Genomic DNA, 17,056 nt, shown 5'->3' with positions numbered 1-17,056 from the left:
ATAGCGCAGCATTATTGAAGTGACCATAAGCAGGAACAAGTTGCCTGCATTCCAGTAAGGAAAGGGGATCCGTATGGCGATCGAAACAGCAGTACAGACTTATAAAAATCTGGTTGACGGACAATGGGTGGATTCCGCAAGCGGGGCCACATTCGAAAATACGAACCCGGCTGACGCTTCGGACATTGTCGGACGATTCCAGGCCTCCGTCGAGGAAGATGTCGTGCAGGCGATCGAAGCTGCGGAACGCGCCTTTCAATCGTGGCGATATTCCTCTCCCAGCAAGCGGGCTGAACTATTGTACAAAGCGGCCGATTTGCTGGAAGCCGGGTTGGAGCAATATGCCGAAGAGCTGACCCGCGAAGAGGGCAAGACTCTCGGCAGCAGCCGGATGGAGGTTAAGCGTTCCGCGCAGACGCTGCGTTACTATGCATCGGAAGGCTTGAACATTGCCGGAGAAACGCTGCCTTCCGACGATCCGACAACGTTTGTATATACGAAAAAAGAGCCGCTAGGCGTTATTACGGTCATCACCCCATGGAATTTTCCGCTGTCCATTCCGGCTCGGAAAATCGCTCCGGCCTTAGCCGCCGGCAATACCGTCGTGTTCAAACCGGCATCGGATACGCCGCTAATCGCATTCCGGCTCGTTCAGGCGCTTCACGATGCAGGCTTGCCGGCCGGCGTGATCAATTTCATTACAGGCTCCGCTTCCAAAACGGGAGTTCCGCTCGTCACGCATCCGGCCGTCAAAGCCGTAACGTTTACCGGCTCGACCGGGGCCGGCGAGCACATTAACCGTTCCGTTCGCTTATCCACACGCGTACAGCTGGAGCTGGGCGGAAAAAATCCGCTGCTCGTCATGGAAGACGCCGATATCGAGCAGGCGGCCGAGCTTGCGATCAAAGGCGGCTTCGAGCTGACGGGGCAAGCCTGCACCGGCACCAGCCGCGTCATCGTGATGGATGCCGTGCATGACCGGTTCGTCGAGGCGCTGGTCGCCCAAACGAAATTGCTGAGTATCGGCAGCGGCTTGCAGAAAGGCGTCGAGGTCGGCCCGTTGGCCAATGCCAGCCAATTGCACAACGTACTGGAGTATGTGGAAATCGGCAAAAACGAAGGCGCCGAGCTCGTTTACGGCGGCGAGCATTTGACCGAGGGCGATTATGCTAAAGGCTATTATGTCCGACCGGCTGTATTCACGAATGTGAAGCCGGACATGAGAATTGCGCAGGAGGAAATATTCGGACCGGTTATTTCGGTCATCCGCGTTGCGTCCTTCCAGGAGGCGATGCGGATTGCCAACGATGTCGAATTTGGCTTGTCGGCCGCGATCTGCACGTTGGATCCGAACCGCGTCCAGCATTTTATCAATAACATTCAAGCCGGTGTGGTCAAGGTAAACCGTACGACAACCGGCAATGCCTACAACGCGCCGTTCGGCGGCGTGAAAATGTCCAGCACCGCGACTTACCGCGAATCGGGACGGGGAGCGCTTGAATTTTACACGCAAATTAAAAGCGTATACCACGGCGTGAAAAGCATCGATTAAGTAGAACACGAATAAATATTAGAGTGATTCACCGGGTTCTAAGAAGACTTTATTATAAGGGAATAAGGAGACGGCGGCCTATGAAAGCGGCATTGAAATTGGAGCTTGAAGAAGCGAAGTTAATGGTAGAAGCGGCGAAGCTCGCAGCGGAAGAAGTAAAGGCGCTTGAATCGATTTGCATCGTCGACGACGGCGGATATGTGATCGCGCTCGAGCGTATGAACGGCGGACGCATTACCGGCCCGGAGATCGCCATAGCCAAGGCGTTTACGGCGAGCGGCCACAAACGGTCCACCCACTTGTTCAACCAGCCGGGCGGACCGGCCTCCACGACGGGCGAAGCATTCGGGATTCATGCGATGCTGCCCGGCAAGTTCGCCATCTTCGTAGGCGGCTTTCCGATCGTGGTCAACGGCGAGGTTGTGGGCGGCGTAGGGATCAGCGGCGGCAACGGCGAGCAGGACACCGCTGTCGGAACGGCGGCGCTCAAGGCGCTGCAGGCTCATTTGGGCGACGAATACGAGGTCATGACTCAAGCGGATATTAAGAAGTAATGCGGGCTTAACAGCCGCGGCTAAGCTTGAAGGATTTGATTTCAGGAATGGAGAGGGAAAGATGGAGTATTGGAATCTGTTCCTCGGATTTTTTCGGATTGGCATATTGGGTTACGGCGGCGGACCTACCATGATTCCCCTCGTACACGCGGAAGCGGTGCAGAAGTACAACTGGATGACGGACGAAGAGTTCACGGACGTGCTGGCCATGGGAAATGCGCTGCCGGGGCCGATCGCAACGAAGATGGCCGGTTACATCGGCTATAAAGTGAAAGGTACGATAGGCGCTTTTATCGCCATACTGGCCATGGTCATCCCTGTCCTGGCAGCGATGATCCTGCTGCTCGGGCTCATTTACAAGCTTAAGGATTCCGGCATCGTAGGGGGCATGACGCACGGCGTACAGCCGGTGATCGGTGTGATGATGGCGGTAATGGCCTATGAATTTTTTCTGAAATCATGGAAAAGCTGGGTCAAGAGCAGGACGATCGGATGGACCGTCGTTTCGTTAATCGCTCTGGTCCTGCTGAATCTGAATCCGGGGCTGCTGATCGGCATCGCGCTTGCTTACGCATTTATCGAGTCGACCTACCTGTTGAAAAAACGGAAGAAGAAGCAGGCCGGCTCTGACAGGGGTATATCAGCATGATGTTCCTTCATATTTTTTGGGCATTTTTCATTCCTAACATTTTAGGCTACGGCGGCGGGCCGCCGATTATCCCGCTGCTGCAGGCGGAGGTCGTTGACCATTACGGTTGGATGACTTTGGAGCAGTTCGGCGACGTGCTTGCGCTCGGCAATGCGCTGCCCAGCCCGATCGCAACGAAGCTGGCCGGTTATATCGGCTATCAGATCGCGGGAATCCCCGGAGCGGCTGTCGCATTAATCGCGACGATAGCTCCAACCGCCATTGCCATGGTCATATTGTTCAAGTTTCTCCAGTTTTTCAAATCGGCGCCGCAAGTTTCGGCCATGACGCAAATCGTAAGGCCGATTGTTGCGGTACTGCTTGGAACGTTGGCGTTCCAGTTTTTCGCAGGCGCGTATGAATCGGCCGGAATTTGGCAAACAGCCGCTATTACGGCGGTCAGCTTAGTCGCATTGGAGAAGTTGAAAATTCATCCGGGTATTGTAGTAGGCTCCGCATTGCTGTATGGCGCTTTGTTTTTAAATTAATGACTCGTGCATAAACGGCATATAAGCCTCCGAAAACTGTTTTACAGTATATCGCATTTCGATTACACTAAGAGAAAACGACATTCGGAGGTATACCAGATGCCAGACGTACCGGTATGGAAAGATGAAGAACTAAGTCCTATCCGCGACAAAGTTTACCAATATATCAAGCAAGCTATTGTGCAAGGAGTATATAAATCCGGCGAGCGCATTATCGAGCGCGAGCTGGCCGATCAATTAAACGTGAGCAGAACTCCGATCCGTGAAGCTTTGTTCCGTCTGGAATCGCAAGGATTTGTCAAAACGCTGCCGCGTAAAGGCGTAGTTGTCTCCAAGCTGTCCCCGGAGGAGATTATCGAAATATTTACGATACTGGCCGCTCTGGAAAGCTTGGCGATGAAGATGGCTGCGCAGAAGGCCGAACCGTCGCATCGCGAAGAATTGAAGCGGATGATTGAGGAAATCGATCAGGCGCTGGCTCAACCGGTATTCGATCAGGAGAGGATATACCATTTCTCGATTAACGAAATCATTTTCCGCGCGGCGCAAAGCCCGAGATTGAAGCAGATGCTGGACGGCCTGGCCGACTATATCCGCGCGTTCGCCCACGTCGGCTACGAGCTTCCGGGGCGGATGCGCAAAGCGACCGAGGAGCACCGGGCATTGGCGCAGGCGGTTCTTAACGGCGAAGGCGATCTTGCGGAAAATTTAACGAAAATCCATTTGGAAAATTCGAAAAAAGCTTATATGGAAGCATTGGAAAAACAATAACTACTATACGCTAAATTGCGGGAGGGGGGTTTGCTTTGCCAAACGTAAAATTACATCAAAACGGACAAGTCTACGAACAGGAAGTGGCGGCAAACAGCAATTTAGTTGTATTGGCCGGGATTAAAAAATTTCCGTTTCCTCATCTCAAGTACGGTTGCGGGATGGGGAAATGCACCAAATGTATGGTGACCGTTCTTTCCGGCGGGGAGGCGCTTTCCGAACCGAACTGGAAGGAAAACAAAATGCTGGGCGACAAATTGAGCGACGGCTGCCGGTTGGCATGTCAATTGTATATTACGGAGGATATTGAAATTCGTCAGGAATAGCCTGGAGGGGATACTCTTGTTGGAAATACAAGGACAAGTTGAGGCCAGACTGAAGGAACTGGACATTCGATTGGAGTCTCTGCCCAAGCCGAGCGGCAATTATGTCCCCTATACGATGATGCCGCCGATCATTTATATGAGCGGCGTGACTCCCAAAGTAAACGGCGTGCTGCAATATAAAGGAAAAGTCGGGTTGGATTTATCGAAAGAGGAAGGCTATCAGGCAGCGCGGCAGTGCATTATTAACCAGCTCGGGACGCTGAAAACGGTGCTGGGACATTTGGACCGCGTAACCGGAATTGTGAAAATGGAAGGCTTCATTCACGCGGCTCCGGATTTTTACGAGCTTCCTTATGTGCTGAACGGCGCTTCCGATCTGCTCGTTGAAGTATTCGGCGATAAAGGCGCCCATGCGCGGTCCGCTATCGGCGTAGCGGCACTGCCCGGCGCCGCAGCCGTAGAAGTGGAATTGATCGTCCGCTATGAATAGCACCGGAAGTCATCTTGACTAAATCGATAAACTGGAGGTATTTGAAGATGAGCGAATATATTTTAGTATCCACGACAGAGCGTTATAAAACGGTTACCGACAATCCGGATCTGGACACAGTGGCGGAATATGAATATTATTTTTTCGGCAAAAAAAAGACGACTTTCTCGATTTGCAAAATTAAAAATCCGGTGACCCGAATCGTCATCCAGGGCGTATCCGAAGTGTTTCCGGACAACAGCATCCCGTTGAAGGTATTTCCGAAATTCGAAACGACGGCCGAGATCGAGAAGGAAATTTACGAGCTGGATCAGGACAAAGACAGCAAAATTGTAAAGGTGTAAGGATGAAGAAACAATAGGCGCAGGCTCGCCAATCAGCTTGCGCCTTTTTGCTATGCGCGGATGTATGGCCGCAGGAGGGCGGGGAGCTCAATTGGATTGCGGCCCGCTGCAATCAAGTCAAGCCGCCGGCAAATTTTGAAGTGTTTCGGGGAACTATGCGCCGTCTTGGGGGCTGCGCTGCGGCATGCAAAAGAGCCTGAATGAAATGCATCCGGGCTCTGTCCAACGGTTCGACCTGGGTAAGTTGTTTATTGGGCTGCGTTGATCCGTCTTTGAGCGATTTTGTTCAAACGATTGACATCCTCTTCGCCCCAGGAAACGGTGATATCGCCGGTCACAAACGTCTGGCAAGCAAGTCGATAGCCATGATCGATCCGCTCCTGCCCGAGCCGGTCGATTTCCTTCTTCATTACTTTGCTGAGATTTTCGTGTCCGTCCACAATCTGCACGCGGCACGTTCCGCAAAGACCTCCGCCGCACTTGAAGGGAACGGCTCCCTCATATCGGATGGACGTTCTAAGAAGATTGGCATCTTTATCCACCTCGATAGCCTTGCCGGATGTTTGAAAAGTCACAGTTGGCACAAGTTATCCCTCCCCTTCGGTATAAGCCCATTATAACATAATGTTATGGTTTTTGGTATACCAAATACAATATTTTTGATATGATAGACATAGAGGCTGAACAAGTGAACTCGTTCAGCTTTGCTGAACATAGGGGAATCAGATAGGGACTCTGCCCCACCTGATTCAAGGCCCACCTTGGAGGCGGGGGTCTTAACCCGATAAAGTCGTAATCGGATAAATATATGTATCTTTATAAACTAACTTGCAGGAGGGCTTATGCGAAAAGTCGGTATTATCGGGTATGGAACTATTGGCGAGGATGTAGTCCGGTCGATACTTCAAGGTGAAGCGGGGCTAATTCAGTTAACGGCGATTCTTGTGCGGGACAAGTCCAAATTTGACGGTTTACGCTCTGAGGCGTATGTGATAACGGATAATGAAGACGAGTTATTCAATCAGTCTCCGGATATTGTCGTAGAGTGTGCCGGACATGAAGCGGTTAGAAAATACGGGGAAAAAGCGCTGCTGCACGGCGCAGATCTCCTTGTAGTGAGCGTCGGCGCGTTTGCCGATGAAGCGCTGCTGCAGCTGTTGAAAGGAACGGCCGCCCGGTGCGGCAGAAAGATCATCATTCCTTCCGCCGCGATAGGTGGCTTGGACCGAATCGCCGCAGGCAGCCTGGGACCGATGGAGGAAGTGACGCTGATTACAAGAAAGCCGACCAAAGCCTGGTACGGTACTCTGGTGGAGCGGCAGATCAATTTGGACGAATTAACCGAGCCGTACTGCGCCTTCGAGGGCGTTGCCCGCGATTCTGCGCGGTTGTTCCCGGAGAGCGTCAACGTCTCTGCGGCATTGAGCCTTGCAGGCGTCGGATTCGACCAAACGAAGGTGAAAGTATATGTCGACCCTCATATTAGCCACAATACGCATGAGATCGAAGCGAGAGGCAAATTCGGACAAATCAGACTGCAAATTCAAAACACGCCGTCATCGCGAAATCCGAAGACCGGATACATCGTCGCCATGAGCGTGACGAAGACATTGCGGGATATGACTTCATCGTTTGTAATCGGAATTTAAATCTGACGGCGCTACTGCCGCCCGCCGACTCCAGGCAGAGCCGGTCCAATGAATCCAGAACGCCGAAATCGAAGGCAACGCCTTTTTTCGGATTGGTTTTGACCTTCGTTTCACCAGTAGATGTTTGAGCACAAGCTCCTTCGGCGCCGTTGCGGCAGCCTTCGCGTCAGGCGCCCGTTCCGCTTCCAGCCGCATTGCCGGAGCTTGAATCCGGCCCCGTCGTGCCGTACGCAGCGGCTGCCACCATCAACTCCAAAAGCTGTATACGCTTGCAGCATGTGCTGCTATAATTAATGTTATTCGAAGTTGAACATTAGGATTGGAGGCAGCAGAATGAAGGCGAAGGCCATATTTTTGGCGGAAAGCGGCAGTCCCGCGATAGACAACGCTTACGATGTGGATGTGCGCGCAAGCTTGACGGCGAAGGTGGATTTGTATCCCGACTACATAAACAGGGAAAATGCCGGACTTCATGCGGATCGGATTCAGGATGCGGAGATTGCTTTTTCCACATGGGGCATCACGGCGTTCTCGGAGGAAGAACTGCAGCGATATTTGCCAAATTTGAAAATCGTTTTTTATGCGGCAGGCTCCGTTCAGCGGTTTGCCCGGCCGTTTATGGCCCGCCAAGTATCGGTAATCAGCGCTTGGGCCGCGAACGCGATTCCGGTCATCGAGTTTACGGCGGCGCAAATTTTGCTGGCGAATAAAGGATTTTACCGGGCGGCCCGACATTACAAGCAATCCGGGGAATATCGCGAAGCGCAGCAAATAACGAAGTCGTATCCGGGCAACTACGGAGCGCGGATCGGCATTCTCGGAGCGGGCATGATCGGCAGAGGCGTTATTGAGACGCTGAGCAGGAACAAGGTGACGATCGACGTCTTCGACCCGTTTCTCCCGGATGCCAAAGCGGCGGAGCTCAACGTTCGCAAAACCGATTTAATTGATATTTTCACGAATTGCGATACGATTTCCAATCATTTGGCCAATCTGCCTGCGACCGTCGGCATATTGAACAAGCAGCATTTTGACCTGATGAAGCCGAACGCAACGTTTATTAATACCGGACGCGGCGCACAGGTCGTGGAAGACGATTTGATCAAGGCGCTGCGCGAGGTGCCGACGCGGACCGCGCTGCTCGATGTTACGAATCCCGAGCCGGTGCTTGCGGACAGTCCCTTTTTGCAGCTGGAGAATGTTATCGTCACCCCCCATATCGCCGGCAGCATGAGTATGGAAATATTTCGCATGGGACAGTATATGGCCGAGGAATGCGAGCGCTACTTGTCCGGACAAGCGCTGCGCTTTGAAGTGACGCCGGAAATGCTGGAAACGATAGCCTGACGTTAAGCCGACAAAAAATCACCAGAGGTAAAATTGGCAAGGTATCGGCTAAAAAACAATTAGGATGCAGGCGTATTTTTAACCTATGCGATATGAATTTGCATGTAAAAAGCCGCTTCCATCCCACTGATACAGTGGCGTTGGAGGCGGCTTTGCCTATACCCTTGTGGGACAGCTCCTTTTTTTATGGGATCAAGTTCTTGTCAAAAACAAATGATAAGAACTTGATCCCATTTCCGATTAGCTTGGTCAAACGTATAGCTGAGCAATCGCCGCTCGTGCTGCCAAACACGGTTCCATTTGTCTGCTGGAATAGTTAAAAAGTTGAATGAAGTTTCCCAGGATAACCCATTTTTGAGGATATACCTTGTGTAGCCGTCAGTAGTGCCACTTTGGCCTGTTCCAGCACTTCGCCCACTAGCTGCACAGAGGGACCAATCACTCCTACAGCCGCGATAACCTCTTTTCTGACATCGAATACAGGAGCCCCGATACCAGTCACGCCAATATTGGTTTCATCAGATTCGATATAAAACCCGTTGTCTTTGATCAGCTGCAAGCGTTTGCGGATCAAGTCGGGATCAGTAGTCGTATAAGGAGTATGCTTTGGCACAGGTATTTCCAGTATGCGTTCGATCTGCTTATTAGGAAGATAGGAAAGAAGCACAGGCCCCAAAATTCCATAAATGTAGGGGCGCCGCTGACCGACATGGGAAGAAAATTTTAAACCATCGTAATTTTCCTTGTTAAAGACGTAAAGAATCTGATCCCCATCGCTTATAGCCATGAGAACGGTTTGTCTTGTTTGAACATGAAGATCATTTAAGAAACTTTCCGCTTCCCTATGCACGTCTAATATTGAAGAGATGAGCGAGCCGAATTCGATCAATCGAAAGCCAGGGCTATAACACAGAGTATCCGGATCGAATCGGACAAGGCTGCGGCGTTCCAACGTATAGAGAATTCGATAAACCGTGGAAACCGGAATGTCAGTTAATTTAGATATTTCTTCTTTAGTTAATGAAGGTCGTTCTATAGTAAAAACCTGAAGTACGTCAAAGGCTCTGTCGATCGATCGATTGGATTCCATATTAATTTGTCGCATAGCTTACCTCCTGATGAGCTTTGAAAAAGATTATACAGTAAGATGATTTTGAGTTCAACTACTCATTTTTTCTAAAAAATCAAATTGACTATATTTAATTATGTATGATATTGTATGAAATGTGAATGAGTTGAATTACTCACTAGATGAGCTGAAAGGATGTTTCAAAATGAAAATTGCCTTATTTAATGACTTTATTCCAGGCATTGTACAAGATGATCGAATATTTGAGCTAGATAGTATTGTTCCATGGGACTCCAGCAATCCCCAGGACTCGCTGGTCAGATTGATGGATCGTTTCGAAGAGCTTCGACCGCAAATTAATAGCAGCCTGTCCTCTGCTAAGTCTCATTTGCTCTCCGAAGTAAATCTGCGTCCTCCGGTGCCCAATCCAAGTAAAATTGTAGCAGCGCCAGTCAATTATTATTTACATCAGGACGAAATGAACTTGCAATTTAACAACGCAGAATATACAGTTGATAAACTCGGCTTTTTCCTGAAAGCGCCTTCTTCTATTATTGGCCCTGGCGATACTGTCAAGCTCCCCTTTCCGGAGCGTCGGACGGATCATGAAGCAGAGCTGGCTTTTGTCGTAGGTAAAAAAGCGAAAGACGTGCCTGCTGCAAAAGCGCATCATTATATCTTCGGATATTTTGCCTTGATGGATATTACGGTCAGAGGAAAGGAAGATCGTCCTTGGCGTAAATCGTTCGATACCTTTACACCGATCGGACCGTGGATTGTGACGGCTGATGAAATCGGGAATCCAAACGAACTTAGCTTCCGTTTATGGGTTAATCAAGAACTTCGTCATAACGCCAACACCAAGGATTTAATTTATGATTGCTACAAATTTTTCGAAGCTGCTTCTTCGGTGATGACTTTGGAACCAGGGGATATCATTACGACCGGAACTCCGGATGGCGTGGGGCCGATAGACCGGGGAGATACGGTCCGTATTCAAATCGATCGCATTGGGGAATTTTCCGTAACTGTCGATTATAAAGGACTGGAGGGAACATAATGATTCACAACGACAAACTTGAACAATTCCACGAGAGATTGGCAAGCGAAAATCTAGGACCGCTGTGGGCATCGATTCATAGCCTCAACACCATTGAACCGAAGGCAAGGCCTATCCCTTATCTGTGGAAAAAAGAGCACATTCGTCGGAATCTGGAAGAAGCGGAGCACTTGCTGGAAGTAGGTAACGGTGCCGACCGCCGTGCCGTGTTCCTGATTAATCCGGGAATGAAAGATCTTAAGCCGCATGGTTGGGGAGGAGCCACACATACGCTTTATGCCGCCATACAGGCGGTTAAGCCCGGTGAAGTCGCCCCGGCTCATCGCCATACTACGACAGCGCTGCGGTTTATTATGCAGGGGGAAGGCGGAAAAGGTAGAGTAAACGGGGGAGAAGAGGAATTCGAGCCGGGAGATTATTTGATTACCCCGACTTGGACCTGGCACGATCATACGAATCAAGGCAATGAAACGGTACTGTGGATGGATTGCCTGGATACGCCGTTTACTTTATATATGAATGTATGCTTTACGGAATTTTATCCGCAGAAACAGCAGCAACTTCTAGTGCCGAATAACTACGGATCCAGAAGATACCAAGGCGGAATGACACGGCCCATATCGGATCGGAATCCAAGCTTGGCGCCTTTGACACGGTATAAATGGGGGTTGACGAAAACCGGACTCGACGGATTAAGTGAACTTGATCCTGATCCGTACGACGGTCATGCAATTGAGTATATTAACCCTTCCACGGGTAAAGATGCTAATGACAGGATCGGGGCTAGAATGCAGCTGCTGCCGCCCAATTTCCAAGGCAAGGCCCACCGCCACGTTCACAGCAATGTGTATCACGTATTTAAAGGCAGCGGCTACACCGTGATGAACGGAGTGAAATTCGATTGGTCGGAGGGCGATTTCTTCGTAGTTCCTCCCTGGACATGGCACGAGCATGTGAACGCATCGGACGGCGAGCAATGCTATTTGTTTTCTACAAATGATCTTCCTTTAATGGAAGCCTTCAATTTTGAAAAGCTGGAAACTTACTTGGAAAATGACGGACATCAGGATATCAATGATGTATTTCAACCCATTCTTTAAGTGGACAGAGATCAGGAAAGTCTATAGGTTGAGCAAAGGGTAAAGGAGATGAAGCAACGTGTCTAAGGATCCGATTGTTATAGCAGGGGCGGGGCCGGTTGGTTTGACGGCTGCAGAAATATTATCCCAGGAGGGCATTTCTGTTCTTGTATTGGAAAAAGGAAGCGCACCAAGTCCGGAATGGCGGGCGTCTACGTTTCATGCCGGAACACTGGAATTGCTGGAACCCTACGGTGTTAGTGAAGATTTATTGAAACGGGGACTCATTGCGGACAAGGTACAGTACCGTGACCGGAAAACGGGATTATATGCGGAGTTCGATTTCAATTTATTGAAAGACGATACGAAATATCCTTTTCGGCTGCAATGCTCACAAGCGACTTATGTGCAGGTTTTGAAGGAACGTTTAGAAAAGCGGTCAAACGTGGAGCTTCGTTTCGACTCGGAAGCGACAGGGTTTCAGCAAGATGAAAACGGTGTCACAATCACGGTTGAAACTCTAAAGGGCCGTGAGCAGGTACGAGGCTCCTATTTTCTCGGTGCTGATGGGGGAAGAAGTACGGTCAGAAAAACATTAGGTTTTGCATTCGACGGCTATACGCTTGAGGAGCGGTGGCTCCTGGTGGGCACGCCGGTCGCGCTCAACGAATATATACCGGACCTTGCTTATGTTAATTATATTTCGGATCCGGAGCAGTTTCTGTTTATGCTCCGAGTTCCTGAGGCTTGGCGGTTTCTTTATCCTGTTCCGCCGGAAATTCCGGATGAGGTTGCACTGGACCTTGAAGGCATTCAAAACACAATGCGTGTTGCACTTAAGACGGACGATACGTTCCCTATTATTGAAAATACAATTTACCGCATTCACCAACGGGTTGCGGAGAAATTTTATGAAGGCCGGATAATCCTTCTGGGAGACGCGGCTCATCTAAACAGCCCTATGGGCGGACTGGGACTTAATAGCGGTATTCACGATGCTGTGGATCTAACCAAACGTCTTGTCCGGATCATAGGCGGCGCCGACGCTACAGCGGAATTGGATATGTACAGCGAGGTTCGACGTCGGGTAGCCGTAGATTATGTCAAAAGCATTAGCGAGAAAAATACCCGTGTCGTAAAGGAGGCAGATCCGCAGCAAAGAATTAAGCTGCAGCAGGAGATGCGCGATTTAGCGAACGATTCCGTTCGCGCCAGGAGGTGGATGTTGAACTCCGCCATGATCGCAAGCGTTCGCGAGCAAGGCATCGGCGAACCTCCGCGCCGGGACTAATAGGTTTCGTCATCGATAAAGTTTCAGGATTACATTATGAACATTAAATAATAAGGGGGTCTTAAGTATGAAGGCAAAAAAGGTTTTTATTGGAATATCGCTGTCCATTATGTTATTGGTAACCGGTTGCAGTCAAGGCGGGAGAACAGGGGACTCGGGAGCCTCCTCAACCGCAGCTCCGCAAAACACCCAGGGCGCGAGTGCAGGCAGCGGCACTGATTTGAAATTAAAGGCGATGACCAAATTTAAAGTTGGCAGCGCGGCTCTCTCTACACAAGACATTACGGTCGTGTTTGTTGGAATCCGTAACGGAATTTATAAAAAATACAACTTGGACGTTGATGTTAAAGGCGTTGAAGGCGGAGTAGTGGCGCTGAGAGGATTGCAAGCGGGTGATTTTGACGTTACCTTCGGATTGCCTGAAAATGTAATCTCCGGCGTTGCACAGGGCGCGGACATGAAGATTATCGGGGCAACAGCCGCCGAGTCCTTATTTTCCGTATTTGTCGGTAAAGATATTCAGAAAATTGAAGATTTGAAAGGGAAGAAGGCGGCTGTTCTTCAACCTAATAACGGAACCGATATTCAAATGAGATGGTGGTTAAAGAAGCATGGATTGGAACCGGATAAAGATGTCACAATTGTTTCCGCCGGCGCAACACCTGCACGGTTCGCCGCTTTGAAAACAGGCCAGGTTGCTGTAGTTCCGCTCGTGCCTCCGGTTGACATAGAAGCCGAAAATCTGGGCTATAAGCGGATTGCAAACATTCGAGACGATATACCGGGCATCAATCACGATGTAATTTCCACGACGGGGAAAATGATCCGCGAAAAACCCGAGGTGCTGAGAGCGTTCATTGCGGCAACGTCGGAAGCAATAAAGTTCGTGAAGGATCCGGCCAACTTTGATGAAGCGGTTAAGGTTGGCGTAGAAGAATTAGGTTTCGGTCTGGAAATTACGAAGAGGGGGCTGGCAGATGTTCTCCCTACTATTCCGGATGGCGCCAAATTCAACAAAAAAGGAATCGAATGGTCGATTCAAACGGCTCAAGAAGTAGGGGTTTTGGAAAAAAACTTTACAATTGATAAAGTAATTGACGAGAGTTTTTATTCTAAATGAGTGTTTAATTTTGAAGTAAACCATTCCGCAAAAACGTATTTTGCGGAGTGGATTGAATCCGTTTTATAAACAGCATTCAACAGCAATTGTCGCTTATTAAAGGAGGAGAAAATTGATGGAACAAGCGCAATTACAACCTAGAGTTCATCCTCAAGAAACTCCCATTATGGAGTTCAGTCGGCTTAATGTCATATATAACGAAGGCCAGCCTAACCAGGTGCATGCTTTAAAGGACGCTTCAGCCGTAATTTACCCCGGGGAGTTCATTAGTATTATAGGCCCTAGCGGTTGCGGGAAGAGCACGCTGCTTCATACATTGGACGGCTTAAACCGCCTAAGCAGTGGAAAAATTCGCATTGATGGTCGTGAAGTTAACGGTCCCGGAGGCGATCGGGCGATGGTGTTCCAGGATTTTGCCTTAATGCCGTGGCATACCGTTTATGAGAACATAGCTTTTGGCTTGAGACTGGAAGGCAAACCTAAGAGCTATATCCGGGAGAAAGTGATGCATTACATCCGAATGGTAGGCCTTGAGGGTTTTGACGGAAAATATCCACATCAGCTGTCCGGCGGGATGAAGCAGCGCGTTGGCATTGCACGCGCTTTCGCGGTTGAACCCAAGATTTTGCTGATGGATGAGCCTTTTTCCGCTATTGATGAGCAGACTCGGGAGATTATGCAAGAAGAAGTTTTGAAGCTCATGCTAATCGAGAAGAAAACCGTTATATTCATTACGCATTCTATTGATGAGGCGGTTTTTTTGTCCAATCGGATTTTATTGATGACGGTACGGCCCGGTACAGTCGTAGAAGAGCTTGAAATCGATATCCCTTATCCGCGAACACTGGAGACGAAGCTTCTTCCCAAATATCAGGAATACAAATCCCGTGTCTGGGACCACTTAAAAGGGGAAGTCAAAAGACAGTATCAAAAGGGGGAAGTGTAGGTGTCCACTCAGAGCGCAGGTACTGTATCCAAATCAAAAATCGGACATTCCGTGCCAAAAGGTTATTTATCACCAGCTTTAACGTATCCCGTCATTACCATTTGCACCATACTTCTCGTCTGGGAGGTCATCGGAAATCTTGGCTTTATCGATCCGTTCCTGTTCAGCTGGCCGAGTAAAATAATGAAGAGCATGTGGCAATTCACTTTAAACGGAGTCGTATTCCGTCATTTGATGATCAGCATGATTGAGGTTGGTGTCGGTTTCATCATCGCACTGATCGGCATTCCTATCGGATTGGCTCTCGGTTACTGGCGGAAGCTGGATTATGCGTTTGATCCGATCATTATCGCCTTGTATACGACACCGATTGTTGCGTTGACGCCTTTATTCATCCTTTGGTTCGGATTGGGAACGCTGTCAAAAATCATGATGGTTTTCACAATGTCGATTTTCCCTATCCTGATCAATACTATGGCGGGTGTCAAAACAACCGAAGCATCACTGTTAAAAGCGGCCAGATCTTACGGCGCAAACGAGCTTCAAATATTCAGAGAAGTGATTTTTCCATCCTCTCTTTCTTATATTATTACAGGAATCAGGCTTGGCATCGGACGCGCCATGATCGCAATGGTAGTAGCCGAAATGCTGGCATCCACCCAGGGTATCGGATATGCTATCCGACATGCATCCGAGCTTTTCAAGACGGGAGAATATTTGGGCTATGTAGCGGTTTTGATGGTGCTTTCCGTACTTCTAAATCAATTATTGAAGCTGCTTGAACGTAAAATCTCACCGTGGAGACAATAGATTATGATAGAAGCTAGTCGTATTCATCTGTTGATTCGTAATGAGGATGTCGTGACCGAGCAGTATACGGAGGTCAGGGACCCCGGAAGGCTTACCGATGTTGTGGGATTTGTCGCCAAAGGAAATGCGGGACATGTCGATCAGGCGGTGAGAGCTGCAGATGAGGCTTACCAGTCATGGAGAAAAACCTCGCTACACGAACGCCTTTCGCTTCTCTTGAAGGCAGCGGAATGGTTGGAGCAAGAGGCGTCGGTGTTGGCGACTATCGTATCCAGAGAGAACGGAATGGTCTACAGCACCTCCAGAGCGGAAATAACGTTGGCTGTGAATGCGATCAGAGGGACCGTGGAACTAGCGGAGTCTTTCTTTCGGGCTAGCCGAGTGGAGGACGAACATGGCTGGGTCAGCGTGGAGAAACAACCTATAGGAGTAATAGCAGCCATTGTGCCATGGAACGCCCCGATCATATTGACAATGCAGAAATTAGCTCCGGCGCTGGCAGCAGGCAATACGCTCGTGTTTAAGCCATCACCTTTTGCTGCCATGGGAGTCAGCATCGCGTTGAAACAAATAGCAGCTTTGTTCCCTAGCGGCGTCATTAATGTCGTTCATGGAGACGGTGATGTCGGAGCTGCTTTGACCACACATTTTCTGGTTCGTAAAATTTCATTTACGGGTGGAGGAGCTACAGCTAAGCATGTTATGAAAGCAGCGGCGGAATCGTTGAAAAATGTTCATTTCGAGCTGGGCGGCAACGACCCGACAATTGTGCTCGACGATGCGAATGTGGATGATATTTTACCTAAAATCATCGGTGGTGTGTTCAGACGTTCAGGACAGGTTTGTTTTGCAATCAAAAGAATTTATGTCCCGCATGCGAAGTACGATTCTTTTTTTCGGAAAATGTGCGAATGGGTCGACGAATTCAAAATTGGCCACGGACTGGATGAGAACTCGACCTTCGGGCCTTTAATTAATCGTCAGCAGTTTCAGTATGTTACAGGATTGATCGACAGAATAAAACACAGTCCGGCCAAAATTGTGGAGCTGGGCAAAAAGCTTGATCCGGGCAATTGGAATAACGGTTACTACCTGCAACCGGCTGTTGTGAGGGATGTCGAACCGGATCAGGAGATTGTCGTGTGCGAACAATTTGGGCCAGTTATTCCGTTGATCCCGTACCGTACGGATGAAGAAGTAATTCGAATGGCAAATCAGACGGAATATGGTTTAGGCTCTTCGATATGGTCCCCCGATTTGGAGCGGGCGTTGCGGATTGCCCGAGAAATAGAAGCCGGTATGACGACGATTAACGGCTACGGCCAGCTGCATTTAGGCCACAAATACATGCCATTCGGCGGCGTCAAACAGAGCGGTATTGGCAGGGAGAACTCGGAAGTAGGCTTGGCGGAGTTTATTGAATATCATGCGATTCATTTGCATAAAACCACTTAATATCGATGAGGAGGTCG

At 49.4% G+C, this 17,056-nt stretch carries 19 protein-coding genes; 17 read left to right on the top strand and 2 right to left on the bottom strand.

The window, feature by feature from the left end; all coding sequences use genetic code 11:
- Positions 1 to 73 precede the first annotated feature (73 nt).
- The 8 genes from E1757_RS27520 (at position 74) to E1757_RS27485 (ending at position 5,213) form a co-directional block, all read left to right on the top strand.
- Complete coding sequence (locus tag E1757_RS27520) at positions 74 to 1,552, top strand: aldehyde dehydrogenase family protein (RefSeq protein WP_133234277.1); 1,479 nt, start codon at positions 74 to 76, stop codon at positions 1,550 to 1,552.
- An 80-nt stretch (positions 1,553 to 1,632) separates the two neighbouring features.
- Positions 1,633 to 2,106 carry a GlcG/HbpS family heme-binding protein gene (locus E1757_RS27515; protein WP_133234275.1) on the top strand — a complete coding sequence of 158 codons (474 nt, stop codon included), beginning with the start codon at positions 1,633 to 1,635 and terminating at the stop codon, positions 2,104 to 2,106.
- A 61-nt stretch (positions 2,107 to 2,167) separates the two neighbouring features.
- Complete coding sequence (locus E1757_RS27510; RefSeq protein WP_133234273.1) at positions 2,168 to 2,755, top strand: chromate transporter; 588 nt, start codon at positions 2,168 to 2,170, stop codon at positions 2,753 to 2,755.
- A complete protein-coding gene (locus tag E1757_RS27505) occupies positions 2,752 to 3,282 on the top strand; it encodes a chromate transporter (protein ID WP_133234271.1) in 531 nt (176 codons plus the stop codon). Before E1757_RS27510 ends, E1757_RS27505 begins: the two co-directional genes overlap by 4 nt.
- 99 nt (positions 3,283 to 3,381) lie before the next feature.
- Positions 3,382 to 4,053: a GntR family transcriptional regulator gene (locus tag E1757_RS27500; RefSeq protein ID WP_133234269.1), complete on the top strand. Its 672-nt coding sequence runs from the start codon at positions 3,382 to 3,384 to the stop codon at positions 4,051 to 4,053.
- A 35-nt stretch (positions 4,054 to 4,088) separates the two neighbouring features.
- Positions 4,089 to 4,379: a 2Fe-2S iron-sulfur cluster-binding protein gene (locus E1757_RS27495; RefSeq protein ID WP_133234267.1), complete on the top strand. Its 291-nt coding sequence runs from the start codon at positions 4,089 to 4,091 to the stop codon at positions 4,377 to 4,379.
- 16 nt (positions 4,380 to 4,395) lie between these two features.
- Positions 4,396 to 4,869, top strand: coding sequence for a RidA family protein (locus tag E1757_RS27490; protein WP_246079566.1), 474 nt, complete (start codon positions 4,396 to 4,398; stop codon positions 4,867 to 4,869).
- Positions 4,870 to 4,916: 47 nt separating this feature from the next.
- Positions 4,917 to 5,213 carry a hypothetical protein gene (locus E1757_RS27485; protein ID WP_133234265.1) on the top strand — a complete coding sequence of 99 codons (297 nt, stop codon included), beginning with the start codon at positions 4,917 to 4,919 and terminating at the stop codon, positions 5,211 to 5,213.
- A 248-nt stretch (positions 5,214 to 5,461) separates the two neighbouring features.
- Here the strand turns inward: E1757_RS27485 and E1757_RS27480 are convergent, their stop codons facing one another.
- On the bottom strand, positions 5,462 to 5,797 hold the full coding sequence (locus E1757_RS27480; protein ID WP_133234263.1) for a 2Fe-2S iron-sulfur cluster-binding protein: 336 nt from the start codon (positions 5,795 to 5,797) through the stop codon (positions 5,462 to 5,464).
- Between the two features lie 258 nt (positions 5,798 to 6,055).
- Here E1757_RS27480 and E1757_RS27475 point away from each other — a divergent pair, with 258 nt between their 5' ends.
- Positions 6,056 to 6,862 carry an aspartate dehydrogenase gene (locus tag E1757_RS27475; RefSeq protein ID WP_133234261.1) on the top strand — a complete coding sequence of 269 codons (807 nt, stop codon included), beginning with the start codon at positions 6,056 to 6,058 and terminating at the stop codon, positions 6,860 to 6,862.
- 333 nt (positions 6,863 to 7,195) lie between these two features.
- Positions 7,196 to 8,209, top strand: coding sequence for a hydroxyacid dehydrogenase (locus tag E1757_RS27465; RefSeq protein ID WP_133234259.1), 1,014 nt, complete (start codon positions 7,196 to 7,198; stop codon positions 8,207 to 8,209).
- A gap of 316 nt (positions 8,210 to 8,525) precedes the next feature.
- Here the strand turns inward: E1757_RS27465 and E1757_RS27460 are convergent, their stop codons facing one another.
- Positions 8,526 to 9,314 (bottom strand): IclR family transcriptional regulator, encoded by a 789-nt coding sequence (locus E1757_RS27460; RefSeq protein WP_133234257.1) that lies wholly within the window; start codon positions 9,312 to 9,314, stop codon positions 8,526 to 8,528.
- Between the two features lie 169 nt (positions 9,315 to 9,483).
- Here E1757_RS27460 and E1757_RS27455 point away from each other — a divergent pair, with 169 nt between their 5' ends.
- The 7 genes from E1757_RS27455 (at position 9,484) to E1757_RS27425 (ending at position 17,039) form a co-directional block, all read left to right on the top strand.
- Positions 9,484 to 10,338, top strand: a complete 855-nt coding sequence (locus E1757_RS27455; protein ID WP_133234255.1) for a fumarylacetoacetate hydrolase family protein — start codon at positions 9,484 to 9,486, stop codon at positions 10,336 to 10,338.
- On the top strand, positions 10,338 to 11,438 hold the full coding sequence (locus E1757_RS27450; RefSeq protein WP_133234253.1) for a cupin domain-containing protein: 1,101 nt from the start codon (positions 10,338 to 10,340) through the stop codon (positions 11,436 to 11,438). The genes E1757_RS27455 and E1757_RS27450 overlap by 1 nt, the downstream gene beginning before the upstream one ends.
- Before the next feature lie 58 nt (positions 11,439 to 11,496).
- Positions 11,497 to 12,708, top strand: a complete 1,212-nt coding sequence (locus E1757_RS27445; protein WP_133234251.1) for an FAD-dependent oxidoreductase — start codon at positions 11,497 to 11,499, stop codon at positions 12,706 to 12,708.
- Between the two features lie 220 nt (positions 12,709 to 12,928).
- Positions 12,929 to 13,828 carry an ABC transporter substrate-binding protein gene (locus E1757_RS27440; protein WP_165972320.1) on the top strand — a complete coding sequence of 300 codons (900 nt, stop codon included), beginning with the start codon at positions 12,929 to 12,931 and terminating at the stop codon, positions 13,826 to 13,828.
- A 115-nt stretch (positions 13,829 to 13,943) separates the two neighbouring features.
- Entirely contained in the window at positions 13,944 to 14,774 is an 831-nt protein-coding gene (locus E1757_RS27435) for an ABC transporter ATP-binding protein (protein WP_133234247.1), read from the top strand.
- Entirely contained in the window at positions 14,775 to 15,584 is an 810-nt protein-coding gene (locus E1757_RS27430) for an ABC transporter permease (protein ID WP_133234245.1), read from the top strand. It begins immediately after the preceding gene.
- A 3-nt stretch (positions 15,585 to 15,587) separates the two neighbouring features.
- Positions 15,588 to 17,039 carry an aldehyde dehydrogenase family protein gene (locus tag E1757_RS27425; RefSeq protein WP_133234243.1) on the top strand — a complete coding sequence of 484 codons (1,452 nt, stop codon included), beginning with the start codon at positions 15,588 to 15,590 and terminating at the stop codon, positions 17,037 to 17,039.
- Positions 17,040 to 17,056: the final 17 nt, after the last annotated feature.

Source organism: Paenibacillus piri, assembly GCF_004354045.1.
In the GTDB taxonomy this organism is placed as follows: domain Bacteria; phylum Bacillota; class Bacilli; order Paenibacillales; family NBRC-103111; genus Paenibacillus_S; species Paenibacillus_S piri.
The sequence above is the reverse complement of the archived record's forward strand: the minus strand, read 5'-3'. Positions and strand labels throughout refer to the sequence as shown.